Annotated in this window: 21 protein-coding genes; 12 read left to right on the forward strand and 9 right to left on the reverse strand. The window is 72.5% G+C overall.

What is annotated here, in order from left to right; genetic code table 11:
- Positions 1 to 79 precede the first annotated feature (79 nt).
- Positions 80 to 469: a (deoxy)nucleoside triphosphate pyrophosphohydrolase gene (locus GA0070622_RS07225; protein WP_091576964.1), complete on the forward strand. Its 390-nt coding sequence runs from the start codon at positions 80 to 82 to the stop codon at positions 467 to 469.
- Positions 470 to 549: 80 nt separating this feature from the next.
- Here GA0070622_RS07225 and GA0070622_RS07230 read toward each other — a convergent pair whose 3' ends face one another.
- The 6 genes from GA0070622_RS07230 to GA0070622_RS07255 form a co-directional block, all read right to left on the reverse strand.
- Positions 550 to 1,620 carry a succinate dehydrogenase/fumarate reductase iron-sulfur subunit gene (locus GA0070622_RS07230; RefSeq protein WP_091570626.1) on the reverse strand — a complete coding sequence of 357 codons (1,071 nt, stop codon included), beginning with the start codon at positions 1,618 to 1,620 and terminating at the stop codon, positions 550 to 552.
- A complete protein-coding gene (locus tag GA0070622_RS07235) occupies positions 1,610 to 3,532 on the reverse strand; it encodes a fumarate reductase/succinate dehydrogenase flavoprotein subunit (protein ID WP_091570630.1) in 1,923 nt (640 codons plus the stop codon). The genes GA0070622_RS07230 and GA0070622_RS07235 overlap by 11 nt, the downstream gene beginning before the upstream one ends.
- Positions 3,533 to 3,543: 11 nt before the next feature.
- A complete protein-coding gene (locus GA0070622_RS07240) occupies positions 3,544 to 4,350 on the reverse strand; it encodes a hypothetical protein (RefSeq protein WP_091570634.1) in 807 nt (268 codons plus the stop codon).
- Positions 4,351 to 4,549: 199 nt separating this feature from the next.
- Positions 4,550 to 5,956, reverse strand: coding sequence for a TldD/PmbA family protein (locus tag GA0070622_RS07245; protein WP_091570637.1), 1,407 nt, complete (start codon positions 5,954 to 5,956; stop codon positions 4,550 to 4,552).
- Entirely contained in the window at positions 5,953 to 7,389 is a 1,437-nt protein-coding gene (locus tag GA0070622_RS07250) for a TldD/PmbA family protein (protein WP_091570641.1), read from the reverse strand. Before GA0070622_RS07250 ends, GA0070622_RS07245 begins: the two co-directional genes overlap by 4 nt.
- A 112-nt stretch (positions 7,390 to 7,501) precedes the next feature.
- Positions 7,502 to 8,050: a Uma2 family endonuclease gene (locus GA0070622_RS07255; RefSeq protein WP_091576967.1), complete on the reverse strand. Its 549-nt coding sequence runs from the start codon at positions 8,048 to 8,050 to the stop codon at positions 7,502 to 7,504.
- Between the two features lie 237 nt (positions 8,051 to 8,287).
- Here GA0070622_RS07255 and GA0070622_RS07260 point away from each other — a divergent pair, with 237 nt between their 5' ends.
- The 5 genes from GA0070622_RS07260 to GA0070622_RS07280 all read left to right on the forward strand — a co-directional run bounded on the left by GA0070622_RS07260 (position 8,288) and on the right by GA0070622_RS07280 (position 14,434).
- Complete coding sequence (locus tag GA0070622_RS07260) at positions 8,288 to 9,391, forward strand: ABC transporter ATP-binding protein (protein WP_091570645.1); 1,104 nt, start codon at positions 8,288 to 8,290, stop codon at positions 9,389 to 9,391.
- Positions 9,388 to 10,575: an ABC transporter ATP-binding protein gene (locus GA0070622_RS07265; RefSeq protein ID WP_425412755.1), complete on the forward strand. Its 1,188-nt coding sequence runs from the start codon at positions 9,388 to 9,390 to the stop codon at positions 10,573 to 10,575. Before GA0070622_RS07260 ends, GA0070622_RS07265 begins: the two co-directional genes overlap by 4 nt.
- Positions 10,572 to 11,579 carry an ABC transporter permease gene (locus GA0070622_RS07270; RefSeq protein ID WP_091570649.1) on the forward strand — a complete coding sequence of 336 codons (1,008 nt, stop codon included), beginning with the start codon at positions 10,572 to 10,574 and terminating at the stop codon, positions 11,577 to 11,579. Before GA0070622_RS07265 ends, GA0070622_RS07270 begins: the two co-directional genes overlap by 4 nt.
- Before the next feature lie 11 nt (positions 11,580 to 11,590).
- Positions 11,591 to 12,577: an ABC transporter permease gene (locus tag GA0070622_RS07275; protein ID WP_091570654.1), complete on the forward strand. Its 987-nt coding sequence runs from the start codon at positions 11,591 to 11,593 to the stop codon at positions 12,575 to 12,577.
- A gap of 114 nt (positions 12,578 to 12,691) precedes the next feature.
- Positions 12,692 to 14,434, forward strand: a complete 1,743-nt coding sequence (locus GA0070622_RS07280) for an ABC transporter substrate-binding protein (protein ID WP_091570659.1) — start codon at positions 12,692 to 12,694, stop codon at positions 14,432 to 14,434.
- 93 nt (positions 14,435 to 14,527) lie between these two features.
- Here GA0070622_RS07280 and GA0070622_RS07285 read toward each other — a convergent pair whose 3' ends face one another.
- A complete protein-coding gene (locus GA0070622_RS07285) occupies positions 14,528 to 16,675 on the reverse strand; it encodes a prolyl oligopeptidase family serine peptidase (RefSeq protein WP_091570663.1) in 2,148 nt (715 codons plus the stop codon).
- An 87-nt stretch (positions 16,676 to 16,762) separates the two neighbouring features.
- Between GA0070622_RS07285 and mshB the strand changes: the two genes are divergently transcribed.
- From mshB to GA0070622_RS07300, 3 genes are all read left to right on the forward strand, one after another.
- Positions 16,763 to 17,686: an N-acetyl-1-D-myo-inositol-2-amino-2-deoxy-alpha-D-glucopyranoside deacetylase gene (mshB, locus tag GA0070622_RS07290; protein WP_091570667.1), complete on the forward strand. Its 924-nt coding sequence runs from the start codon at positions 16,763 to 16,765 to the stop codon at positions 17,684 to 17,686.
- A 17-nt stretch (positions 17,687 to 17,703) separates the two neighbouring features.
- Positions 17,704 to 18,177 (forward strand): hypothetical protein, encoded by a 474-nt coding sequence (locus tag GA0070622_RS07295; protein ID WP_245666140.1) that lies wholly within the window; start codon positions 17,704 to 17,706, stop codon positions 18,175 to 18,177.
- 85 nt (positions 18,178 to 18,262) lie between these two features.
- Entirely contained in the window at positions 18,263 to 18,727 is a 465-nt protein-coding gene (locus tag GA0070622_RS07300; protein ID WP_091570676.1) for a hypothetical protein, read from the forward strand.
- 2 nt (positions 18,728 to 18,729) lie between these two features.
- On the opposite strand, the gene GA0070622_RS07305 is transcribed toward GA0070622_RS07300, so the two are convergent.
- Positions 18,730 to 19,686, reverse strand: a complete 957-nt coding sequence (locus GA0070622_RS07305; RefSeq protein ID WP_091570679.1) for a GNAT family N-acetyltransferase — start codon at positions 19,684 to 19,686, stop codon at positions 18,730 to 18,732.
- Positions 19,687 to 19,765: 79 nt separating this feature from the next.
- Here GA0070622_RS07305 and fdxA point away from each other — a divergent pair, with 79 nt between their 5' ends.
- Positions 19,766 to 20,092, forward strand: a complete 327-nt coding sequence (gene fdxA / locus GA0070622_RS07310; protein ID WP_007464872.1) for a ferredoxin — start codon at positions 19,766 to 19,768, stop codon at positions 20,090 to 20,092.
- Positions 20,089 to 21,198: a succinyldiaminopimelate transaminase gene (gene dapC / locus GA0070622_RS07315; RefSeq protein WP_091576969.1), complete on the forward strand. Its 1,110-nt coding sequence runs from the start codon at positions 20,089 to 20,091 to the stop codon at positions 21,196 to 21,198. Before fdxA ends, dapC begins: the two co-directional genes overlap by 4 nt.
- Positions 21,199 to 21,243: 45 nt before the next feature.
- Here the strand turns inward: dapC and GA0070622_RS07320 are convergent, their stop codons facing one another.
- On the reverse strand, positions 21,244 to 23,085 hold the full coding sequence (locus tag GA0070622_RS07320) for a M48 family metallopeptidase (RefSeq protein ID WP_091570686.1): 1,842 nt from the start codon (positions 23,083 to 23,085) through the stop codon (positions 21,244 to 21,246).
- A 222-nt stretch (positions 23,086 to 23,307) separates the two neighbouring features.
- Here GA0070622_RS07320 and GA0070622_RS07325 point away from each other — a divergent pair, with 222 nt between their 5' ends.
- Entirely contained in the window at positions 23,308 to 24,333 is a 1,026-nt protein-coding gene (locus GA0070622_RS07325; protein ID WP_091570690.1) for a prephenate dehydrogenase, read from the forward strand.
- Positions 24,334 to 24,335: the final 2 nt, after the last annotated feature.

The raw sequence follows: 24,335 nt of genomic DNA on the forward strand, positions 1-24,335 counted from the left end.
GATTGATCTGGCACGCTGGTGGCTCGTGCGGACCGAACGGGTTACCGGGAACGGGCAGGCCGACCGGCGGGAGCCGAGGGTGGTCGTCGGGGCGGCGATCATCGTGGCCGGCCGGGTCCTCGCCTGCGAGCGTTCCGCGCCCCCCGAGGTGGCGGGGCGGTGGGAGTTCCCCGGCGGCAAGGTCGAGCCGGGGGAGACCGAGACCGAGGCGTTGGCCCGGGAGTGCGCCGAGGAACTGGGCGTCCGGGTCGCGGTCGGCGCGCGGGTGGGACGGGACGTGCGGATGGCCCACGGTCGCTCCGTCCTGCGCGTCTACGCCGCCCGTCTGCTTCACGGCGACCAGCCGGAGGCGCTGGAGCACGCCGAGCTGCGCTGGCTCTCGGCCGCCGAGCTGGACAGCGTCGACTGGCTGCCGGCCGACGTGCCGATCGTGCCCGCGCTGCGCCCGCTGCTCGCCGCGTCCGCCTGAGACCACGAACCGGACAACGGGTCGGAAACGAGACGGGGACCGGCGGCGTGTGCCGCTGGCCCCCGTCATCGTCGCGCTGCTCAGTGCTTCGGCTCGTCCTGCTGCGGGTGGGCGAAGTTGAGGTGCTCCGGCGGCAGCGGGAACTCCACGTCGTCGCCGAACGGCGACGGCGCGGCGGCCCGGTCGAAGGTCAACTCGGTCAGCGGCAGCTTGCCGCTCGAGTCGACGGCCGGGGCGGTCGGGTGCGGCACCTCGCGCTGCCAGTTGACACCCTGCTGGGCCTGGCGCTCGGCGCCGCTGTCGTGCGAGCCGCCGGCGTGGGAGTGCACCCCGCCGTGTGCCGCGCCGGCGGTCACCGCACCGCTGACATGCCCGCTGGTCGCGCTGGTCTGAGGCACCTGACCCCTCCGGAAGATCTTGTTACCGAGCCACACAAGGGGATCGTACCTGCGGTCGACGACGCGTTCCTTCATGGGGATGATCCCGTTGTCGGTGATCTTGATGTGCTCGGGGCAGACCTCGGTGCAGCACTTGGTGATGTTGCAGAAACCGAGCCCCATCTCGGACTGCGCGTACTCCTTGCGGTCGGTCTTCGCGTCCAGCGGGTGCATGTCCAGCTCGGAGGCCCGGATGAAGAACCGGGGCCCGGAGAAGGCCTGCTTGTTCTCGTCGTGGTCGCGGATCACGTGGCAGACGTTCTGGCACAGGAAGCACTCGATGCACTTGCGGAACTCCTGCGAGCGCTCGACGTCGACCTGCTGCATCCGGTAGTCACCGGGCGCCACGTCGGCCGGCGGCGCGAACGCCGGCGTCTCCCGGGCCTTCTCGTAGTTGAACGAGACGTCCGTGACCAGGTCCCGGATCACCGGGAACGTGCGCAGCGGGGTGACCGTGACGGTCTCGGTCTCCTCGAACGTCGACATCCGCGTCATGCAGCCCAGCCGCGGCTTGCCGTTGATCTCCATCGAGCAGGAGCCGCACTTGCCGGCCTTGCAGTTCCACCGGCACGCCAGGTCCGGCGCCTCGGTCGCCTGGAGCCGGTGGATCACGTCGAGGACGACCTCACCCTCGTTGACCTCGACCGAGTAGTCCTTCAGGTCGCCGCCGGTCTCGTCGCCCCGCCAGATGCGGAACTGGCGCTTACTTCCCATCAGTGTTCGCCTCCTCGGTGAGGGCGTCGAACTCGGCGAGTTCGGAGTCGGTCAGGTACTTGGACAGCTCCGCCCGGTCGAACAGCCCGATCAGCTCCGGCCGCATCTTCGGCAGCGGCTTGTGGGTCAGCCGGACCGTGTCGCCGTCGAGCGAGCAGACCAGGTTGACCCGCCGCCACTTCGGGTCCATCGCCGGGTAGTCCTCCCGGGTGTGCCCGCCGCGCGACTCCTGCCGCTCCAGCGCCGCCTTCGCGGTGCACTCCGAGACCACGAGCATGTTGCGCAGGTCGAGCGCCAGGTGCCAGCCCGGGTTGTAGCGCCGGCCGCCGACCGCGCTCACCTTCGCGACCCGCTCCCGCAGCTCGGACAGCCGGCCCAGCGCGTCGGCCAGCTCGCCCTCCCGCCGGATGATGCCGACCAGGTCGCCCATGACCACCTGGAGGTCCTGCTGGAGCTGGTACGGACTCTCGCCGGTGTCCCGCTGCAACGGCGCCAGGGCCGTCTCCACCGCGGCCTCCACCGCCGCCACCGACACCGCCGGGCGCGCGGTGAGCTGGTCGGTGTACGTGGCGGCGTGGCCGCCCGCCCGCTTGCCGAAGACCAGCAGGTCGGACAGGGAGTTGCCGCCCAGCCGGTTGGAACCGTGCATCCCGCCGGAGACCTCGCCGGCGGCGAAGAGCCCGCGTACGGTGCCCGCCGCCGCGCCGGAGTCGGGGTCCACCTCGACGCCGCCCATCACGTAGTGACAGGTCGGTCCGACCTCCATCGGCTCCTTGGTGATGTCGACGTCGGCCAGCTCCTTGAACTGGTGGTACATCGAGGGCAGCCGGCGACGGATCTCCTCCGCCGACTTGCGCGAGGCGATGTCCAGGTAGACGCCGCCGGCTGGCGTACCCCGACCGGCCTTGACCTCGCTGTTGATCGCGCGGGCGACCTCGTCGCGGGGGAGCAGCTCCGGCGGACGCCGGTTGTTGTCCGGGTCGGTGTACCAGCGGTCCGCCTCCTCCTCCGTCTCCGCGTACTGCTTGCGGAAGACGTCGGGGACGTAGTCGAACATGAACCGCTTGCCGTCGGAGTTCTTCAGCACGCCGCCGTCGCCGCGCACCGACTCGGTGACCAGGATGCCCTTCACCGAGGGAGGCCAGACCATGCCGGTCGGGTGGAACTGGAGGAACTCCATGTTGATCAGCGTGGCCCCGGCGCGCAGCGCGAGCGCGTGACCGTCCCCGGTGTACTCCCAGGAGTTCGAGGTGACCTTGTAGGACCGCCCGACCCCGCCGGTCGCCAGCACCACGGCCGGCGCCTCGAAGAGGACGAACTCACCGGACTCGCGGTAGTAGCCGAACGCGCCGGCCACCCGGTCGCCGTCGAGCAGAAGCTCGGTGACCGTGGTCTCGGCGAACACCCGGATCCGGGCGTCGTAGCTGCCGAACTCCCGCTTGTCCTCCTGCTGGAGCGACACGATCTTCTGCTGGAGCGTGCGGATCAGCTCCAGGCCGGTCCGGTCGCCGACGTGCGCCAGGCGCGGGTACTCGTGGCCGCCGAAGTTGCGCTGCGAGATCTTGCCGTCGGAGGTGCGGTCGAAGAGCGCGCCGTACGTCTCCAGCTCCCAGATCCGCTGCGGCGACTCCTTGGCGTGCAGCTCGGCCATCCGGAAGTTGTTGAGGAACTTGCCGCCGCGCATGGTGTCCCGGAAGTGCACCTGCCAGTTGTCGCGCGAGTTGACGTTGCCCATCGCGGCCGCCGCGCCGCCCTCGGCCATCACCGTGTGCGCCTTGCCGAACAGCGACTTCGAGATGATCGCGGTCTTCTTGCCGGCCAGCCGGGCCTCGATCGCCGCGCGCAGGCCGGCGCCGCCGGCCCCGATCACGACGACGTCGTAGTGGTGTCGTTCGATTCGCGTCTCAGTCATCTCAGGGGCCCTCAGTTGATGAACCGGAGGTCGGTGATCCACTTGGCGGCCACCGCCATCACGTAGAAGTCGGTCAGCGCCAGCGTGCCCAGGGTGATCCAGGCGAGCTGCATGTGCCGGACGTTCAACCAGGACACGCCGGTCCACGCCTTGTAGCGCACCGGGTGCTTCGAGAAGTGCTTGAGCCGGCCGCCGATGATGTGCCGGCAGGAGTGGCAGGAGATCGTGTACGCCCAGAGCATCACCACGTTGATCAGCAGGATGACGTTGCCCAGGCCGAAGCCGAAGCCCTCGGGGGAGTGGAAGGCGTAGATCGCGTCCCAGGTGTTGATCAGCGAGATGATCGCGGCGGCGTAGAAGAAGTAGCGGTGCAGGTTCTGACCGAGCAGCGGGAACCGGGTCTCACCGCTGTAGGACTGGTGCCCGTCCGGCACCGCGCACGCCGGCGGTGACAGCCAGAACGACCGGTAGTAGGCCTTGCGGTAGTAGTAGCAGGTGAGCCGGAACAGCAGCAGGAACGGCAGGGTCAGCGCCGCGTCCGGGATGATCCACCAGCCGGGCAGGAAGCTGCCGAAGTGCGAGGAACCCTCGACGCAGCGCTCGGTCACGCAGGGGGAGTAGAACGGCGTCAGGTAGTGGTACTGGTCCACCCAGTACCACTTGTGCATGAAGACCCGGACGGTCGCGTAGATGACCCACGCGCTCAGCCCGACGACGGTGATCAATGGCGCGAACCACCAGCGGTCGGTCCGCAACGTCTTCGCCGCGATGGCGGCACGTGCCCGCGCTCCCCGCGGTCTCGTTGCCGTTGATGTCATTCGAGTCATCTCCCTGACGTCACTGTCACGTCCTGCGCACGCGCGGGACCACGCCGGTGAACCAGCGCGGCTAAGTGACACACGTTACGCCGATCTTCACGGCCCGGCCGCGCAACGCAGTGTCCCGTGTGTCCCGCTGGTTGGAAAGACCCGGATCATGATCAATATCCGGACGGCGTGGCCGCGTCGGTGTTCCGGATCAGCCGGACGCGCCGCCGGTGAAGTTCCACGACGACAGCCGCAGGGCGGGTCCCTCCCACCAGGACCCGTCCATCCGGTCCGGCTGGCGGAGCGGCGACCGGCCCAGGCCGAGCACCCGGCCCGGCCCCAACGCCCGTGGGTACGACTCGGTGAACCGGAGGTCCCGCACCGCCCGCACCGGCACGCCGTCCTCGACCAGCCAGACCCCGTTGCGGGTCAGCCCGGTGACGACCAGCTGCTTCGGGTCCAGCACCCGGGTGTACCAGAAGTCGCTGACCAGCAGTCCGCGCCGCACGCCGGCCACCAGGGCCGCGGTGTCCGGGTCGCCCACCGCCCCCGTCACCCCGGCGCTCACCGGTCCGGCCGCGACCCCGGCGTCGACCGTGTCCGGCGCGCCCGCCAGCAGGCGGAGGTTGTGCGGGATCGGCCCGAACGTCGACCCGCCGGCCATGCCGTGCCCGGTGGACGCGACGCCCGCCTCCGCGCCGCTGCGCCTGTCGTACGCCACCGCCCGGGTGGTGCCGGCCTCCACCAGCGGCAGCGCCCGCCGGGGCGTGCCCTCCAGGTCGAACGGCAGCGTCGAGGCGTGCAGCGGGTCGTCCACCAGCGTCACCGCCGGGTCGAACTGGGCGGCGCCCGGCTCGGCGAAGGACTGCCGTTCGGCGTACCGCTTGCCGTTGAAGCCGAACCAGGCGAGGTTCTGCAACAGGTCGGCCACCGCCGCCGGTTCGAGCACCACCTCGTAGCGCCCGGGCGGCAGTTCCACCGGGTCGGCCGCGGCCCGTGCCTTGGCCGCCGCGCGAGCGCCGAGCGCTGCGCCGTCGAGGTCGGCGAGGCGGTCGGCGCAGTGCCGGGCCACGCCGTCGGCGCTCCCGGTGCGGGCGATGCCGTCCATGGCCGCCTCCGCCGCCCGCCCCTGCGCCGAGTGCCCGGCGGAGCTGGCGAACGCGCCGGACCGGTACGCCGTGCGGCAGTAGCCCGCCGCCTCCAGCCCTTCGACAGCGTCCACGAAGGCGCGTACCCGGGCGGCCCGCTCGTCGGGTGAGGCGTACGCGGTGGCCTCGTCGACGCCCGGGCCGGACGGCGTGGGCGTCGGCGCGGTGAGCCCGGGCCAGGCCGGGTCGGCCGGGGCGAGCCGGGCCGCGGCCCGGGTCCGCTCGACCAGCGCGGCCAGCCCGTCGGCGTCGACCCGGTTGCCGCCACCCGCGGCGGTCCGCCCGTCGGCGTGCAGCCGCAGCTGGATCGCGGTGCCCGTCTCGGCGACGTTCTGGTGGATCGAGGAGTTGGCGAAGCGGGTGAGCGCGAGGTCGGTGCGGGTCACCAGCACCTCGGCCTCCGCGCCCGGCCCGGCCACGCGCCGGACCAGCTCCACCACCCGGGCGGCGAGATCCTGTTCGGCGCTCACGCGCGCACCCCCACCCGGACGCCGCGGAAGCGGGCCGGGGCGGCCGGATGGCCGGTGTGCCCGACCTGGCCGGGCTGCCCCTTGCCGCAGTTGGGCGTGCCCCACGGGACGATCTCCGAGGAGAGCATGTCCATCGACCGCCAGAAGACCGGCCCGATGCCGGTGTAGGTGGGATTGCGCAGCATCCGCCCCCGGCGGCCCTTCTTCACCTCCCAGCCGACCTCGCAGCCGAACTGGAAGTTGAGCCGCTTGTCGTCGATAGACCAGGACCGGTTGATGTCCATCAACACCCCGTCGTCGGTGGCCGCGACGATCTCGTCGAGCGTGTGCGGGCCGGGTTCCAGGCCCACGTTCGTCATCCGCACCATCGGCAGCCGGGCCCAGCCGTCAGCGCGTACGCTGCCGCCGTAGCCCAGACCGGCGACGGCGGCCGAGTCCCGGCCGGCGAGCACCCCGACCCACCGCCCCTCGCGGACCGCGTCCCGCGACACCGCCGGGGAGCCCTCGTCGTCGAAGCCGAAGCTGCCCAGCGCGCCCGGGATGGTCGGGTCGATGGTCACGTTCATCAGCTCGGAGCCGTAGCGCAGCGAGCCGAGGCGGGCCAGGTCGAGCCAGGAGGTGCCGGCGAAGGCGGCCTCCCAGCCGAGGATGCGGTCCAGCTCGATGGCGTGCCCGACCGACTCGTGGATCTGCAACGCGAGCTGCTCGCCGCCGAGGATCAGGTCGGTCTCGCCCGCCGGGCACTCCGGGGCGGTGAGCAGCTCGCGGGACTCCTCGGCGATCCGGGCGGCGTGCGCGGCCAGGTCGAGTGAGGTGACCAGCTCCCACCCCGTGGTGCCGTACTGCCCCCGGTAGCTCGGATAGGACCGGCGCTGGGTCTCGCCGTCGCCGATCGAGGTGGCCGAGATGCCCCCGCCGCACTCCCGGATGTGCTGGTCGATCCGGTGGCCCTCGCTGGAGACGAACCACTTTGTGGTGTCCCAGATCTGGTAGAGCCCCTCGGCCAGGTCGGCCCCGTGCTCCCGCATGGTCGCGGTGGCGCCGACCAGCAGGTCGCCCTTGTCGGAGAGCGGCACCCCGAGCGGATCGACCGCGCAGGTCGAGGCCCAGCTCGCCACCGCCGCCCCGACCGGCACGAGGTCGATCGGCGGGCCGGAGACCCGCGCGCTCGCGGTGGCGATCGCCGCGGCGCGCCGGCCGGCGTCGCGGGCCGAGGCGTCGGACAGCTCGGGTACGGCCTGGAAACCCCACCCGGAGCCGACCAGGGCGCGCACCCCCAGGCCGATGCTCTCGTGCTGGGTCAGCTCCTCGACGTCACCGTTGCGCGCCGACATCGACTCGTAGCGGCGGTGCATCACCCGGGCGTCGGCATAGCGGGCCCCGGCGTCGAGGGCGGCCTGCACGGCGGCGGTGGCCGCGGCGAACTCGCTCATGACGGCACTCCGCTTCGCTCCGCGCCGCCAGGAGGCACGGCGGCGCCGCGGTGACGATTCGCTCGATGGCGCTCGCTCATGGGCCGACCCTAGGCGAGCGCACCGACATCCGTCAGGGGACGAGATCCTCCGGGCGGATCGTCGCCCGGACGGGGTCCGTCAGCTCCAGCACGTCGGCGGGCTTGGTCACCGACACCTCCCGGTAGTGCCGGCCCTGGCGGCGGTAGAGGTGCAACGTGCCGGTCTCCTGCTCGACCAGCAGGTACCACTCGATGCCGGCGGCGGCGTAGTAGTGCATCTTGAGCACCTTGTCCGTCGCCGCGTTGCTCGGTGAGATGACCTCGCAGACGAGCCGGACGTCCCGCGCCTCGATCATCGGTTCGTCGAAGTCGATCGGCTCGGTGACGACCAGGTCGGGAATCGGTATCCGGCCCGGCTTGAGCCGGACGTTGACCGTATCCAGCAGCTCCAGGCCCACGCGCCGCGCCGCGGTTTCGAGCAGGTTGCCGAGGTTCCGCTGGATCCGCTGGTGCCGCGGGGTGGGCGCTGGGGTCACGTGGAGGCTCCCGTCGAAGAGTTCGACGCGTTGCTGCGTCTCACTGAGGGCGAGGTACTCCTCTTCGGTCCACGGGCCGTCGTGGCCGAACACCGCCGCGGTCATGGTCACCTCCACCTCGTGTCGCGGGAATCTTCCCTTCGTCGCCGGGACCATGGTCGCACCTCAGGTGCGCCGACGAGACGACGATGCCCACTCGCGTCGGTGAATGTCCCTGGTGAGGGCTGTTCAGGTCGGAAACCGAGTCGTTACGCTCTGACCGCTGACAGCCCGGCCTTTGTAGCTTATTTTCGCCTCCAGAGGTTTCCTGTAGGTTCTCTTCATCAGGAGGGGGAGGCGGTCATGGGCAGGTCGGAGGCGGTGCCGTCCGGGGAGCCGGACCGCCCGGAGGTGCCGGAGCAGCGCTCCGGCGAGGGCCCCTATCTCCAGGTTCGGGACCTGCGGGTGCGGTTCGACACCGAGGACGGTGTGGTCCGGGCTGTGGACGGGGTGTCGTTCGCCGTGGAGCGGGGTCGCACGCTCGGGATCGTGGGCGAGTCCGGTTCCGGTAAGAGCGTCACGTCGTTGGCGATTCTGGGTCTGCACAACTCCAAGCGGGCGTCCATCACCGGGGAGATCTCGGTGGGTGGGCGTCAGTTGGTGGGTCTGCCGGAGGAGGAGGTGCGGCGGCTGCGGGGCCGGGACATGGCGATGATCTTCCAGGATCCGCTCTCCGCGTTGCACCCCTACTACACGGTCGGCAAGCAGATCGCCGAGGCGTACCGGGTGCACCACCCGAAGGCCGGCAAACGGGAGGCGCGTGCGCGGGCGGTGGACATGCTGGGCCGGGTGGGGATTCCGCAGCCGGCGCGGCGGTTCGAGCAGTATCCGCACGAGTTCTCCGGCGGGATGCGGCAGCGGGCGATGATCGCGATGGCCCTGGTCAACGACCCGGATCTGGTGATCGCCGACGAGCCGACGACGGCGTTGGACGTGACGGTGCAGGCGCAGATCCTGGACCTGCTCAATGATCTTCAGGAGGAGTTCCGTTCGGCGATCATCCTGATCACCCACGACCTGGGTGTGGTCGGTCAGGTGGCCGACGACGTGCTTGTCATGTACGGCGGTCGGGCGGTGGAGCACGGCAGTGTGGAGCAGGTGTTGCGGCGGCCGCAGCACCCGTACACGTGGGGGTTGTTGTCGAGCGTGCCGTCGTTGCACGGTGACGCGGACGCGGACCTGGTGCCGATCCCCGGCAACCCGCCGTCGTTGATCAACCTGCCGCCGGGCTGTGCGTTCCATCCCCGTTGCCGCTATGCCGACGTCAACGGCGACCGGTCCCGCACCGAGGTACCGGAGCTGGGTTCGGCGGGGGTGGCAGGGCATCTGGTGGCGTGTCATCTGCCGGTCGCCGCGCGGGAGCGGATCTACCGCGACGAGGTAGCCCAGGTGGGGGTGGCCCGATGAACGTTGTGCCGAACGGACACACGCCGGTGGCCGGCACGTCGGAGGCGGGCCGCGAACCGGGCGGCGCCGCCCGGATCGCGGCTGAGCCGTTGCTGTCGGTGCGAGGGCTGACCAAGCACTTCCCGGTGCGGCAGGGCCTACGGGGTAAGGCGGCGGTGCGGGCGGTCGACGGTCTGGACTTCGACGTCCGCCCGGGCGAGACGTTGGGTCTGGTCGGGGAGTCGGGGTGTGGGAAGACCACGACCGGGCGGATGCTGGTGCGACTGCTGGAACCCACCGCCGGCAGCATCACCTTCGCCGGGCGGGACATCACCCACGCCCGCCGGGGCGCGTTGCGGCCGCTGCGCCAGGACCTGCAGATCATCTTCCAGGACCCGTACGCGTCGTTGAACCCCCGCCACACCGTCGGGCGGATCGTGGCCATGCCCCTGCAGGTCAACAACATCACCCCACCCGGCGGCGTCAAGAAACGCGTGCAGGAACTGCTGGAACTGGTCGGACTCAACCCCGAGCACTACAACCGCTACCCGCACGAGTTCTCCGGCGGACAACGCCAACGCATCGGCATCGCCCGCGCCCTGGCCCTCAAACCCAAACTCATCGTCGCCGACGAACCCGTGAGCGCCCTCGACGTGTCCATCCAGGCCCAGGTCATCAACCTCCTGCGCGACCTGCAACGCGACCTCGACCTGGCGTTCGTGTTCATCGCCCACGACCTGGCCGTGGTCCGGCACTTCTGCCACCGCGTCGCCGTCATGTACCTCGGCACCATCGTCGAGATCGGCGACCGCGACACCATCTACACCCGCCCCCAACACCCCTACACCCGCGCCCTGCTCTCGGCCATCCCCGACGTCACCACCCTCGGCCCCGCCGGCCGCATCCGCCTCACCGGCGACGTCCCCACCCCCCTGGCCCCACCCAGCGGCTGCCGCTTCCGCACCCGCTGCTGGAAAGCCACCGACCGCTGCGCCACCGAAACACCCGCCCTGACCACCCGCGACGGCGGCACCCAGCTCACCGCCTGCCACTACCCGGAGAGCGGACCGGTGGACGCCACCGAGCCGGCGACGGTCGGCGGCGGCACTGGCACTGCCGGACCGGCGGCGGTCGGCGGTGGCACTGTCGCGCCCGCGGCGGTCGGCGGCGGCGACGCCCCGAAACTGAAGGAGGTGGCGGAATGAGCCTGTCCCCGGTCGAGGGCGTGGCGCTCGCGGAGATCGAGTCGCCCGGTGACGGCGACGAGCGCCGGGACAAGGAGTTCGTCGGCCGCTCACCCGGCCAACTCGCGCTGGCGCGGCTCCGGCGGGACCGCACCGCCCTGGTCAGCGGCTCCCTGCTCGTCTTCTTCGTCCTGGTCGCGCTGGCCGTGCCGCTGATCGAGGCGCTGTACGGGGTGGGGCCGAAGGAGCAGTTCCAGAGCCGTCTCGACGGCTACGGCATGCCGCTGGGTTACGCCGGCGGCGTCACCGGCGACCACTGGTTCGGGCTGGAGCCCGGCCTGGGTCGGGACATCTTCATCCGCATGGTGCACGGGCTGCGGACGTCGCTGTTCATCGCGTTCGCCGCCGCCGTGCTGACCGCCGTCATCGGCGTGACGCTGGGTACGCTCGCCGGCTACCTCGGCGGCTGGCTGGACTCGGTGATCAACTGGATCACCGACCTGACCCTAGCGATGCCGTTCCTGATCATCGCGCTGGCGCTGATGCCGACCGTCGCGCTGCGCTTCTACGGCCAGCGGGAGGCCGTCCCGGCGTCCTTCCAGATCGGCGTGCTCATCTCGATCTTCGCGTTGTTCGGCTGGACCAGCACCGCCCGCCTGGTCCGGGGCCAGATCATCGCGCTGCGCGAGCGCGAGTTCGTGGAGGCGGCCCGGGCCAGCGGGGCCGGGCTCGGGCACATGCTGTTCCGCCAGCTGCTGCCGAACGTGTGGGCACCGATCCTGGTCGCCTTCTCGCTGGCGGTGCCGCAGTACATCACCAGCGAGGCGGCGCTGTCGTTCATCGGCGTCGGCCTCACCGACGCGACGCCGAGCTTCGGCCGGATGATCTACCGCAGTCTCGACTACCTGCAGACCGACCCGGCGTACGTCTTCTTCCCCGGCATCACGATCTTCGCGCTCGTGTTCGCCTTCAACCTCTTCGGCGACGCGCTGCGCGACGCGCTCGACCCGAAGTCGTCCCGGTAGGAGGCCGACCCATGACGCGTTTCCTCGTCCGCCGGCTGCTCTCGGCCGCGCTCACGCTCTTCGCGGTCAGCGTGCTGAGCTTCCTGATGTTCTTCGCGCTGCCGCGCGACCCGGTCAGCGGCATGTGCCCGAAGAACTGCAACCCCGAGCGGCTGGAACGGGTCCGCCAGGAGCTGGGCCTGAACGACCCGCTGATCAGCCAGTACGCCGGCTACATGAAGGGCATCGTCACCGGGCGGGACCTGGGCAGCGCCCAGGGCGGCCAGTGCGACGCGCCCTGCCTCGGCTGGTCGTACGTCTCCAACGAGGCGGTCTCGGACACCATCGCCCGGGTGCTGCCGGTGACGCTGAGCATCGTCATCCCGGCGGCCATCCTGTGGCTGCTGCTCGGGGTCGGCCTGGGCATGCTGTCCGCGCTGCGCCGGGGGAGCTGGCTGGACCGGGCGGCGATCGGTTTCTCGCTGACCGGCGCCTCGCTGCAGCTGTACTTCGTCGGCGCGGTGCTGCTCATCGTGTTCGTCTACAACCTGCGCCTGCTTCCGGTGCCCAGCTACACCTCGTTCTTCGACGACCCCCTGAAATGGAGCAGCGGGCTGGTGCTGGCCTGGTTGGCGCTGGCCTTCCTCTTCTCCGCCATCTATGCCCGGCTGTCCCGGGCACAGATGTTGGAGACGCTGTCGGAGGACTTCGTCCGCACCGCCCGCGCCAAGGGCCTGGCCAAACGCAAGGTGTACGGCCGACATGCGCTGCGGGCCGCGATCACGCCGGTGGTGACCATCGCCGGCCTGGACGTGGGCGGGGCGCTCGGCGGCACCGTGATCACCGAGACGACATTCGGCCTGAACGGGATGGGTCGGACCGCGGTGGACGCGGTCCGCTCCGGTGACCTGCCGACCATCATGGCGACCGTGCTGATCGCGGCGGTCTTCGTGGTGCTCGCCAACGTGGTGGTGGACCTGCTCTACGCGGTGATCGACCCCCGGGTCCGGCTCGGCTGACCAGCCGGTCCGACGAAATTTATCGAAAACTGTTACACAACTCGTAGTTTTTCTTCTTTACGATCCTCGGGACGTCGGCGGATGCGCCCGGCGTACGGGTGGAGGAGGTAGGACATGCGACCACGCGCAGCGGCCGCCGTCGGCGGCGCCATCGCACTGGTTGTGGGGCTGGGCGCCTGCTCGGAGAACACGGGCGAGGGCACCAAGGTGGACGGCAACCGGCAGCAGACCGGGGTCATCGCGACCGACCCCAAGGACTCGCAGGGGCCGGCGGCCGAGGTGGAGGGCGCGGCCAAGGGCGGCACGTTCACCATCATCCGGGAGACCCCCATCTCCCACCTGGACCCGCAGCGGACGTACTCGTTCGCCGGTCTGATGGCCAACCCGCTCTTCAGCCGCTACCTGACCACGTGGAAGGACGACGGCAAGGGCGGCCTGGTCCTGGTGGGCGACCTGGCCGAGACCCCGGGCAAGAACGTCAACAACGACTGCAAGGTCTGGGAATTCACGATCAAGGACGGGGTGAAGTTCGAGGACGGCAGCCCGATCACCTCGAAGGAGATCGCGTACGGCATCGCCCGGTCCTTCGACCCGGACCTCACCGGCGGCCCCACCTACATCCAGGAGTGGCTGGCCGACACCCCGCAGTACGACACCAAGTGGGACTTCAAGAAGAACAAGACGTCGCTGCCGCCCGGCCTGACCACGCCGGACGACAAGACGCTGCGCTTCGAGTTCGCCAAGCCCCGCTGCGACCTGCCGTTCGCGGTTTCGCTGCCCACCACGGCGCCGCTGAAGCCGGAGAAGGACACCGGGGTCAACCTGGACCAGAAGCCGTTCTCGTCCGGCCCGTACAAGATCGCCAAGAACCAGGTGGGCGTCCAGCTCACGCTGGACCGCAACCCGAACTGGGACGCGAAGACCGACCCGGTGCGCCACCAGTACCCGGACCAGTTCGTGTGGAGCTTCGGCCCGACCGCGGACGCCGCCAACAACCGGGTGATCGCCGACAACGGCGCCGACCAGAGCGCGATCGCCTTCAACGCCGTGCCGGCCTCGCTGGTCGCCAAGGTGGCCGGTGACCCGGCCCTGAAGGCCCGCACCCTGCTGTCCCCGACCCCGAGCGCCAACCAGCTCGTGATCAACACCCAGCGGGTCAAGGACCTGAAGGTCCGCCAGGCGCTCAACTACGCGATCGACCGCGAGGGCCTGGTCAAGGCGCTCGGCGGCCAGACCGTGGCCCAGCCGATCACCACCCTGATGCCGCCGTCGACCATCGGTTACAAGGCGTACGACGCCTACCCGGCGGGTGCCAACGGCAACCCGGAGAAGGCGAAGGAGCTGCTCGGCGGCCAGACCGTGGAGCTGGTCCTCGGCGTTGCGGACAACACGACCGAGCAGCAGGAGGCGGTCCAGCTCAAGGGCAACCTGGAGCGCGCCGGCTTCAAGATCACCGTCCGGAACATCCCGGACGACGCGAAGCTGGACGAGGTCAAGAAGAAGGACAACCCGTGGGACCTGTACATCGGTAACTGGGCCGCGGACTGGCCGAGCGGTGCCTCGATCCTGCCGGTGCTCTACGACGGCCGCACCATCAAGGCCGAGGGCAACAGCAACCAGTCGTACTTCAACGACGACGCGATCAACGCCGAGATGGACCGGATCCTGGCGCTGCCCCCGGCCGACCAGGGCCCGGAGTGGGGCAAGCTGGACGAGCGGATCATGAAGGAGCACGCGCCGGTGGTGCCGCTCTACGTGAACGTGGCCTACAACGTGCACGGCTCCAAGGCCGGCGGGGTCTTCATCTCCTCCGTGTTCGGCTACCCGAACTTCGTCAACGCCTTCGTCAAGCAGTAGCCGTACCTGTGGTTGAAGGAAGGGCCCCTTCTTAACGCGCGACGTTAAGAAGGGGCCCTTCCTCTACCGCAGGCGTTAACAAGGGGCCCTTCCTTACGCCAGGTAGCGGCGGAGGAAGTCCAGTTCCAGGCGGAGCAGGCGCTCGGACACCCCGCCGGCGGCCAGGTGGCTCGCGCCGGTGAGCGGCAGCACCGCGTGCGGGCGGCCGGTGGCCAGCAGCGCGGCGGAGAGCCGCAGCGTGTGCGCGGCCAGCACGTTGTCGTCCACCAGCCCGTGCACCAGCAGCATCGGCCGGGCCTGCGCCGGGTCGCCGAGCGGCTCGGCGGCCAGCTCGACCAGCGAGTGGTGCGCGTAGACGTCCATCCCGTCGTCCGGCATGCCGAGGTAGCGCTCGCTGTAGGCGGTGTCGTACAGCGCCCAGTCGGTGACCGGCGCCCCGACGATCGCGCACTTGAACAGTTCGGGGTGGCGCAGCACCGCCAGCCCGGCCAGCCAGCCGCCGAACGACCAGCCGCGCACCGCCACCCGCTCCAGGTCCAGGTCGGGGTGCTTGCCGGCGAGCGCGGTGAGCGCGTCCACCTGGTCGCTCAGGATCACGTCGGCGACCCGGCGGTGGATCGCCTTCTCGAACGACGGCGCGATGCCCGGGGTGCCCCGGTTGTCGATGGTCACCACCGCGAAGCCCTGCTCGGCCCACCACTGCCGTTCCAGCCAGGCGCCGCGGGCCGCGATCACCTCCTGGTGGCCGGGGCCGCCGTAGATGTCCAGCAGCACCGGCAACCGGGTGCCCTTGACGTGCTCGACCGGGTAGAGCACCGCGCTGGGCAGCCGCCGGTCGGTCACCCGGACCATCGTCGGCCGCGGCGCGTACGAGCAGGTGGCGGCCAGTGAGCGCAGCTCGCCCACCTCGCGGTCGCCGTGCCACACCCGCCACCGCACGCCCGGGTGCTCCAGCGAGGCGATGCCCACGACCAGCGTGGCCCCGCCGATCGCGGCGGTGTGCCAGCCCGGGTCGCTGCCCATCCGGCGGGCGTCCATCCCACCGCCGATGGTGGTCCGCACCCGGTAGAGGTGGCGTTGGCTCGGCTCGCCCTCGCTCGCCTCCACCAGCAGGTCGGCCGCCTGGTTGGCGCCGGCCGGCAACCGCCCCACCACCCGCCGCACGTACAGCGAGGGTGGGGTGAGCAGCGTCCCGTCGGCGAAGAGGCAGCGGGCGTCGTACCCGTCGTGGGCCAGCTCGCCGCCGACCAGCACCCGCCCGTCCGGCAGGTGCGCCGGGGTGCCGGGGATCGGCTCCACCCAGCGCGGGTCGGCCAGCTCCGCGTGCACCTGCGTCTCCCCGGTGCGCGGGTCCACCGCGAGCACCAGGCCGTGCTGCTGCGAGCGGCGCAGCACGGTGATCAACGGCCCGCCGTCCGCCCAGTCCACCGAGCTGAGATAGGGGTAGGTCTCGCGGTCCCAGTGCACGTCGACCCAGCCGCCGTCGAGGTCGAGCAGGTGCAGGCTGACCTCCGCGTTCGGGCCGCCGGCGACCGGGTACGCCAGCGACGTCGGCGGGCTCGCCGGCTCGGCCGGGTCGTGCAGGTACCAGCGCTCCAGGCGGGACTCGTCGACCCGCGCGGCCAGCACGCTGCGCCCGTCCGGGGCCCACCAGTAGCCCCGGTAACGGTGGAACTCCTCGGCCGCGATGTGCTCGGCCAGCCCCCAGGTCACCCCGCTGTCCTCACCGGCGAGCAGGTTGTCCGTACCGTCCGGCTCGACGACCCGCAGCTGGCCCCGGCGGACGCCCTCGGCCGCGTCGGTGACGTAGGCCAGCCGTTCGCCGGCCGGGTCGGGTCGCGGGTCGATCACCGGCCCCACGGCGGCGACCTCGACCACGTCACCGTGCACCAGGTCGGCCCGGAACAGCCGCCCGGCCAGCGCGAACGCGGCCACCCGGCCGGTCGCGTCCAGCGCGTACGAGCCGATGCCGCCGGAGCTGAGTCGCAGCCGCTCGCGCAGCGCCCGCTCTCCGGGAGCGAGCCGGGTCGGCTCGGCGTCCGTGCCCAGCAGCACCGCCGGGTCCGCGACCAGGCGTTCCTCACCGCTGTCGACGTCGAGCAGCCAGAGCGCGTCGGCCGGGTCCTCCGGTCCCGCGGACCGCAGGAAGAGCACCCGGGAGCCGTCCCCCGCGACGGAGACGGCGCGCGGCGCCCCGTGGCTGAACCGACGGGTACGGGCGGCCAGCTCGGGAAAGTCCACGCCTGCAGATCGTAGGCGGGTGCCGGGCGTGATGTGGCCGACCTGGGCGGACGCATGAGCGCCGAGCGGGCAGGACCGCCGGTTAGAGTGACGGGCGTGACGACCCTGCCCGACCGACGCCTCCTGCTGGTCCACGCGCATCCCGACGACGAGTCGATCGGCACCGGCGCGACGATGGCGCACTACGCCGCGGCCGGCGCCCACGTCACGCTGGTGACCTGCACGCTGGGCGAGGAGGGCGAGATCCACGTGCCCGAGCTGGCCCAGCTCTGCGCCGCCGAGGCGGACCAGCTCGGCGGCTACCGCATCGGCGAGCTGGCCGCGGCGTGCGCCGCGCTCGGCGTCACCGACCACCGGTTCCTCGGCGGCGCCGGCCGCTACCGCGACTCCGGGATGATGGGGCTGGCCACCAACGACCACCCGCGGGCGTTCTGGCGCGCCGACCTCGACGAGGCCGCCGGGCACCTGCTGGAGGTCATCCGCGAGGTCCGCCCGCAGGTCGTGATCACGTACGACCCGAACGGCTTCTACGGGCACCCCGACCACATCCAGGCGCACCGGGTGGCGATGCGGGGCGTGGAGCTGGCCGCCGCCGAGGGGATCGCCCCGGCCAAGGTCTACTGGACGGCCATGCCGCGCAGCGTGCTGGACGCCGGCCTGGAGGCGTTCACCGAGTCGTCGGACAATCCCTTCGCCGGCATCGACGACGTCGACGAGCTGCCCTTCGGCACGCCGGACGCGCAGATCGCGGCGCGGATCGACGCCACCGAGCAGCACGCCGCGAAGGAGGCGGCGATGCGCGCCCACGCCACCCAGATCCCGGCCAACTCGTGGCTCTACTCGATCGCCGGCAACTTCGGCGCCGAGTTCATGGGGGTCGAATACTTCACGCTCGCGGTCGGCGGCAGGGGCCCGGGCGTCGGCCCGTACGGCTGGGAGGACGACCTCTTCGCCGGGTTGGGCCTGGACGGGCCGGACCGCACCCCGGTCGCGGCGGCCGGTCTCCGGTGACGCTGCCCGCCGCACCCGTGTCGATCCTTCCCGAGCCGCAGCCACCCGCGTCGCCGTCGCGCGCCGAGCGGGCGCTCGACCGCGTGGTACGCGTGGCCGGTGGCGTGGTGACGGTCTGGGCCGGTGTCCTGGCCGCGCTGCTCGACCTGATCTTCGCGACTTGGGCGTGGGAGACGGTGCAGGGCCGCTCCGGCGGCGCCCAGGCGCTGGTCGGGATCGGTCTGGTGCTCGCCGGGATCGCGGCCGTGGTCGCGTCGACGGTGCTGCTGGGCTCGTTCGCGCACCGGTCGACCGGCACCCGGTGGGCGGTGGCGCTGGCCGCGTTGCCCTGGTTCCTGGTGATCGTCGTGGGCGGCTTCCGCACCACCGAGGGGGACCTGGCGCTGGCCGGTGACAACGTGCTCGGCCTGGCGCTGATCGTCGCCGGTGCGGTCACCTTCGCGGTGCTCGGCTTCCGGCAGATCGTGGTGCCGCCGCCGGTCTCCCGGTGAGGTGCTGACGCCGCACAGGTGGCGGTGGTAGACATTCCTGCCAGAGGCCCGCCGCGGGGGCGGGTGGTACGGCGGGAGGCGTGCGATGGCTCAGAGGTGGCGTGCGGTCGGCGTGCTGGCGGCCGCGTTGTTCGCGGTGAACGTGGCGGCCCGGCTGGTCATCCGGTTCGCGTTCCCGGACGACGACACCGCCTCCGGCCGGGTCTCCCTGGCGATGTTCCTGGTGATCGGGCTGGTCCTGGCCGTCACCTCGTTCCGCTGGGGCGCCGACCGGCCGCTCGGGCACTGGGCGGGTGACCTGGCCGTCGGCGTGGTCGTGGCGCTGGCGCTGACCGTGTTCGTCGGCCCGCTGCTGGTCGGGGAGAACCCGTTCGGCGGGGGCGCGGGTCTCTTCTTCGCCCAGATCTGGCTCTACCTCGCGGCCACCCTGGCCGGCGTGCTGGTGGGCTACCTGATCCTCACCGCGCTCGGCCGGGACCACCGGTCCCGCCAGCTCAAGCGGTACGCCGAGATGAAGGCGTCCCGGCCCCGCAAGATCGTCCGCCGCTGACCTCAGGGGGCGACCCGGGTCAGGTAGGTGTGGTGGGTGGTGAAGCCGAGCCGACGGTAGAGCGCCACCGCGCCCACGTTGCGCTGCTCCACCTGGAGAAACGCGCGGGACGCTCCCTCCGCCGCGGCCCACCCGGCCAGGGCGCGCACGACCGCCGCGGCGAACCCCTGCCGGCGGGCCTCCGGCAGCACCTCCAGCAGGCTGACGCCGAACCAGCGGCCCTCGCCGGTGACGGTGCCCCGGCCCACCGCGAGCAGCCGCCCGTCGACCCGCAGCTCGGCGAAGCGGACCCGCGCCACGGCGGTGAGCACGTGCCGCGCCTCCGCCGGCAGTCCGCCCTTGCGGTCGGCGGCGACCGCCAGCCAGTCGTCGGCGGGCGCGTCGGCCAGCGTCACCCGCCGCTCCGGCGCGGCGTCGGCGTCCGGTGCGGTCAGGGTGGCCAGCGGGACGGTCTGGACCAGCACCGGCGGGCGGGACGTCCAGCCGCGCGCGTCCAGTTCCGCGCCGACCGGGGCGGCCAGCGGCAGCGGGGTGTTCACCAGCGCCGGTTGGCCCCGGTCGGCGTACCAGCGCTGCACGGCGTCCAGCGCGGCGGGCAGCGGGCGGTCCGGGTCGCCGATCGGCAGCGCGCTGTTCGCCCGGCCGGTCCAGCCGGCGGCCGAGCGCAGGCGCCAGTCGCCGAGCCGTCCGCGTACCGGGGCGGGCCAGGCCTCGTCGGCGGCCACCTCCAGGTCGACCACGGCGGCGGCGGTGGGCCGGCGGGCCGGCGGCACCCGCTTGGCCCGGTGCACCTCGCCGACCGGTACGCGCAGCGGACCGGCGTCGGTGGCGAGCGTGATGTGCGTCTCGCTCAGCTCCACCAGCTCGCCGAGCGCGTCGGAGAACAGCGGCCGGCCTCCCCGAATCCCCACAATCCGGCGGACCACGATCCGGTGTCCCACGTCCTGCTGTCGGAGCACGATCGACCCCCTCCCCGGCGAGATACTAGGCTCTTACCGTTGCGGATGATCGCGACGAGTCTTGCGGAGGAGAAGACCGGTGACCTACATCATCGCCGAGCCGTGCGTGGACGTGCTCGACAAGGCATGCATCGAGGAGTGCCCGGTCGACTGCATCTACGAGGGCAACCGGATGCTCTACATCCACCCCGACGAGTGCGTCGACTGTGGTGCCTGTGAGCCGGTCTGCCCGGTCGAGGCGATCTTCTACGAGGACGACGTGCCGGAGCAGTGGAAGGACTACACCGGCGCGAACTACGAGTTCTTCGAGGACCTGGGCTCGCCCGGGGGCGCCTCCAAGATCGGCAAGGTGGAGAAGGACGCCACCTTCGTCGCCGCGCAGCCGCCGCGCGGCGAGGGCCACTGAGCCGGCCCACGCCGGTCTCGGCACGGCTGCCCGAGTTCACCTGGGACACGCTGGACGCCGCGGCCGCCACGGCCGCGGCGCACCCGGGTGGTCTCGTCAACCTCTCCATGGGCACGCCGGTCGACCCGGTGCCACCGTTGATCCGGCAGGCGCTGGCCGACGCGTCGGACGCGCCGGGCTACCCGTTGACGGCGGGCACGGCCACCCTGCGGGACGCGATCGCGGCCTGGGTGGCCCGGGCCTGCGGCGCGGGCGTCGACGGGCTGGGTGTGCTGCCGACGATCGGCTCCAAGGAGCTGGTGGCCTGGCTGCCCACGCTGCTCGGGCTCGGCCCCGGTGACGTGGTCGTGGTGCCGTCGGTCGCCTACCCGACCTACGAGGACGGGGCGCGGCTGGCCGGCGCGACCACGGTGCGCAGCGACTCGCTGACCGCCCTCGGCCCGGATCCCCGGGTGCGCCTGGTCTGGGTCAACTCGCCCGGCAACCCGACCGGCCGGGTGCTGCCCGCCGCCCACCTGCGCAAGGTGGTCGAGTGGGCGCGGGAGCGCGGGGCGGTGGTCGCCAGCGACGAGTGCTACCTGCCGTTGGGGTGGGACGCGCAGCCCGTCTCGGTCCTCTCGCCCGAGGTCTGCGGCGGGTCGTACGCGGGCGTGCTGGCGGTGCACTCGCTCTCCAAGCGCTCCAACCTGGCCGGCTACCGGGCCGGCTTCGTCGCCGGCGACCCGGCGCTGGTGGCCGAGCTGCTCAAGATCCGTAAGCACGCCGGCATGATCGTGCCGGCCCCGGTGCAGGCCGCCATGGTGGCCGCGCTCGGCGACCAGGCCCACGCCGACGCCCAGCGGGAGCGCTACCGGGCCCGGCGGGAGAAGCTGCGGGCCGCGTTCACCGGTGCCGGCTTCACCGTCGAGCACTCCGAGGCCGGGCTCTACCTGTGGCTGACCCGCGACGAGGACTGCTGGGACACGGTCGACTGGCTGGCCCGGCGGGGCATCCTGGTCGCCGCCGGGGTCTTCTACGGCCCGGCCGGCGCCCGGCACGTCCGGGTGGCGCTGACCGAGTCCGACGAGCGCGTCGACGCGGTGGCCGGTCGGCTGGCCGGGTCCTGACCACCCGGCCGCCGGCCCCCGACCGGGGCCGGCGGCCGGAACGGGTCAGCCGTTGATCCGCCGGAACACCGTCAGCAGCGTGTCCCGGCTGCGCTTCTCCAGGAACTCGCTGGCCATCAGCTCCTGCATCTGCACGGTGCGGCCGTCGAACAGGGTCAGCGTGGCCTTCAACGGCACCTCCCGCCGCACCTCCACCGAGGTGATCTCCTCGTACGGCAGGTACGGGTGCCGGCCGGCCAGCTCGGCGACCGGCACCGAGCCGACCAGCGCGGTCAGCCGCTTCTCGCCCTCGCCGGCCTTGCCCGGGTCGGGGATCAGCACCAGGCCGTTGTCGAGCACCAGCACGTCGTGCTCCCGGCCGTCGATCTTGATGTTGGCCAGCCCGCCGATCAGGTCGGCGTCCCGGGCCGACGCGCGGGCCTGCACCACCGTGGCGGCGCCGACGTCGATCCCCAGCGCGGCCAGCCGGGCCAGCGCCTCGTCCAGGCTCTCCGGCGCGACCGCCAGCTTGGCCACCTCGGCCAGGTCCCACGGCTCACCCGCCGGACCGACCAGCTGCGCCGGTCCGGACCAGGAGAGCTGCCACCGGGCCCGCCCGGCGCGGACCGCCGCGTTGTCCAGCAGGGTCTCCATCGGGCCGGCGAAGGCGGCGGCGGCCTCCTCGCGGGTGGCGCCGCCGAAGAACCGCTCGGCGAACTCGCCGAGCCGACCGGCGCGGACCAGCTCCAGCACGGTCGGCAGTCCCGGCCCGGCGTTGCCGGTGAACCGGCCGGCCGCCCGGTAGATGCCGTCCGCCTGCCGCTGCACGCCGGCAGCCACCGACTCGGCGACGAACTGCGGCCAGGGCAGCAGCCGCCGGGAGCCGTGCTCGACCACCAGTGACTGGAGCGCGCGGCCGGCCCCGGCCACGTCGGCGAGCAGGATCCAGGCCGGTCGGTCGTCCGCACCCGCCGCCGTCGGCGGCACGGACGTCATCGCGGCGACGCGGACGCCGATCGGCGGGTGGGTGTCCCACCGGGACGGAGTGCCCTCCGGGGCGTTCTCCCGCAGCTCGTCGATCTCGTCACGGCGCGCCTGGAGCAGGTGCGCGAAGCCGCCGAAGAGGTCGTCCGGCGCGAGCCCGGCCGACCAGCCCGGCTCGACGTAGCGGCGCATGTAGAAGCCCCAGGCGGCGTCCAGCGCCGGCAGCGTGCGCAGCGCCGAGGTGGCCGCCTCGGTGCCGGCGAGCGCGACGGAGGCGCGGTCCGCCTCCAGCTCCTGACGGCGCGACGCGGCGTTGTCGACCATCAGGTAGAGCATCGCGTAACCCTTGAACACCCAGCCGATCGGGTTGCGCGGGCTGATCCGCTCGATGGTCTCCCCGATCGCCACCCGGCCCCGGTAGGCGACGCCGCCCAACCGGGTGTGCCGGCCGGAGTAGTGGCCCAGCTCGTGCGCCAGGACCGACCGGAGCTGGTCGATCCGCATGGCCTGGAGAAGCGGCAACCCGAGGTAGAGGGTGCGCCGTCCGGCGATCAGGCCGAGCAGCCTGCTCTGCTCGCCGACCGCCGCGTTCACCTCCGGCACCAGCCGGATCTCGTCCGGCGCCCGGGTGCCGACCGCCGTCGCCAGCTCACGCACGGTGGCCCAGAGCTGGGGCGCCGCGCGCTCGTCCAGGATCAGGCCGGGCGCCGGCTCGTTCTTCGTACGGATCGCCTTCCACATCCCCACGCCGACCGCGCCGAGCGCGACCACCAGCGGCAGCAGCAGCTTGCCGGTGATCACGCCGCTGGTGTGGCCGAACAGCCAGACCCCGAGCGCGACCACGGCGGCGAGCTGGAGCAGCGCGACGACGTAGAAACCGATCAACATGACCACCGAGGCGAGCGCCCGGTACGTCGCGGACATGCGTCTTCCTTCCCCCGTTGACGAGGGCCCGACCGGTCGATCCGGTCGAGCCGCCGGGGGACCGTACGACGCGGGTCCGACCGGGACAACCCCCGTCCGTCCGAATCGATCTCCCCCGAGGACCCGACCGTGATCCCGGGCGGGGCGGCGGGCGATATCCTCGGCGGGACTTCCCCGCGGGGCCGCCCGGCTCCGGGACGACGCGGACGCCGAGGTGGGCCGATGGTGGGCGAGGCCGGCGGGCTGGCGCGCGCGGCGGTGGTCGGCACCGGGTTGATCGGCGGCTCGGTGCTGCTCCGGCTGCGCGACGCGGGCCTCGACGTGGCCGGCTGGGATCCGCAGCCGGCGGTACGGCGTCGGCTGCGGGATCGGGGCGTCGCGGTGTCCGACACGGTCGAGCAGGCGGTCGCCGGCCGGGACGTGGTGTTCGTCTGCGGGCCGCTGCCCACGTTGCCCGCCATGCTGGCCCGGGTGGCCGCCGCCACCGACGACCGGTGCGTGCTCACCGACGTGGGCAGCACCAAGGCGGAGGTGGCCACGGCGGCCACCGCGCAGGGGCTCGGGCGCCGGTTCGTGCCCGGGCACCCGATGGCCGGCGCCGACCGGGCCGGTCTCGGTGCGGCCGGCGCGGACCTGCTCGACGGTGCCGCCTGGGTGCTCTGCCCGGGGCCGACCGGCATGGACGCGTTCCGTCGGCTCACCGCGCTGCTCGTCGACGTCTTCCACGCGCGGGTGGTGCCGATGTCGGCGCCGGAGCACGACGCCGCCGCCGCGCTCGCCTCGCACGTGCCGCACGTGCTGGCCGGCGCGTTGGCCGGCACGGTGCAGCGCTCGGCGCTGCGGGACGCGGTGCTGGCGCTGGCCGCCGGCAGTTTCGCCGACGGCACCCGGGTCGCCGGTGGCCCGCCCGAGCGGACCGCGAACATGCTGCTCGCCAACCGGGACCGGGTACTGGTCGAGCTGACCGCCGTCGGCGCGTTCCTGGACGAGGTGGCCGCGGCGTTGCGGGCCGGCGACGCCGACGCGCTGACCGGCCGGCTGGCCGAGGCGCGGGCGGCCCGGGCCACGCTGTGCGCGCGGGGGTTCACCGCGCACCGGCGGGAGTTCCCGGCCGGCGCGGACCACGCCGGCGAGCTGGCCTACCTGCGTGAGCTGGGCGCGGCGGGCGGTCACCTGACCGGGTGCCGGGTGACGGCCGGCGCGGTCGGCTACACGGCGCACCTGCCGGCCACCCCGCCGTTAGGCTGAGC

It is taken from the genome of Micromonospora sediminicola, from assembly GCF_900089585.1.
Classification (GTDB): Bacteria; Actinomycetota; Actinomycetes; order Mycobacteriales; family Micromonosporaceae; genus Micromonospora; species Micromonospora sediminicola.

Excerpts from the sequence above, each read along its gene's own strand:
- GA0070622_RS07320 (WP_091570686.1), bottom strand. The coding sequence starts at position 23,085 with ATGTCCGCGACGTACCGGGCGCTCGCCTCGGTGGTCATGTTGATCGGT.
- GA0070622_RS07260 (WP_091570645.1), top strand. The coding sequence starts at position 8,288 with ATGGGCAGGTCGGAGGCGGTGCCGTCCGGGGAGCCGGACCGCCCGGAG.
- GA0070622_RS07255 (WP_091576967.1), bottom strand. The coding sequence starts at position 8,050 with ATGACCGCGGCGGTGTTCGGCCACGACGGCCCGTGGACCGAAGAGGAG.
- GA0070622_RS07230 (WP_091570626.1), bottom strand. The coding sequence starts at position 1,620 with ATGGGAAGTAAGCGCCAGTTCCGCATCTGGCGGGGCGACGAGACCGGC.
- GA0070622_RS07280 (WP_091570659.1), top strand. The coding sequence starts at position 12,692 with ATGCGACCACGCGCAGCGGCCGCCGTCGGCGGCGCCATCGCACTGGTT.
- GA0070622_RS07275 (WP_091570654.1), top strand. The coding sequence starts at position 11,591 with ATGACGCGTTTCCTCGTCCGCCGGCTGCTCTCGGCCGCGCTCACGCTC.
- GA0070622_RS07250 (WP_091570641.1), bottom strand. The coding sequence starts at position 7,389 with ATGAGCGAGTTCGCCGCGGCCACCGCCGCCGTGCAGGCCGCCCTCGAC.
- GA0070622_RS07240 (WP_091570634.1), bottom strand. The coding sequence starts at position 4,350 with ATGACATCAACGGCAACGAGACCGCGGGGAGCGCGGGCACGTGCCGCC.
- GA0070622_RS07235 (WP_091570630.1), bottom strand. The coding sequence starts at position 3,532 with ATGACTGAGACGCGAATCGAACGACACCACTACGACGTCGTCGTGATC.
- GA0070622_RS07325 (WP_091570690.1), top strand. The coding sequence starts at position 23,308 with ATGGTGGGCGAGGCCGGCGGGCTGGCGCGCGCGGCGGTGGTCGGCACC.
- GA0070622_RS07270 (WP_091570649.1), top strand. The coding sequence starts at position 10,572 with ATGAGCCTGTCCCCGGTCGAGGGCGTGGCGCTCGCGGAGATCGAGTCG.
- GA0070622_RS07300 (WP_091570676.1), top strand. The coding sequence starts at position 18,263 with ATGGCTCAGAGGTGGCGTGCGGTCGGCGTGCTGGCGGCCGCGTTGTTC.
- GA0070622_RS07265 (WP_425412755.1), top strand. The coding sequence starts at position 9,388 with ATGAACGTTGTGCCGAACGGACACACGCCGGTGGCCGGCACGTCGGAG.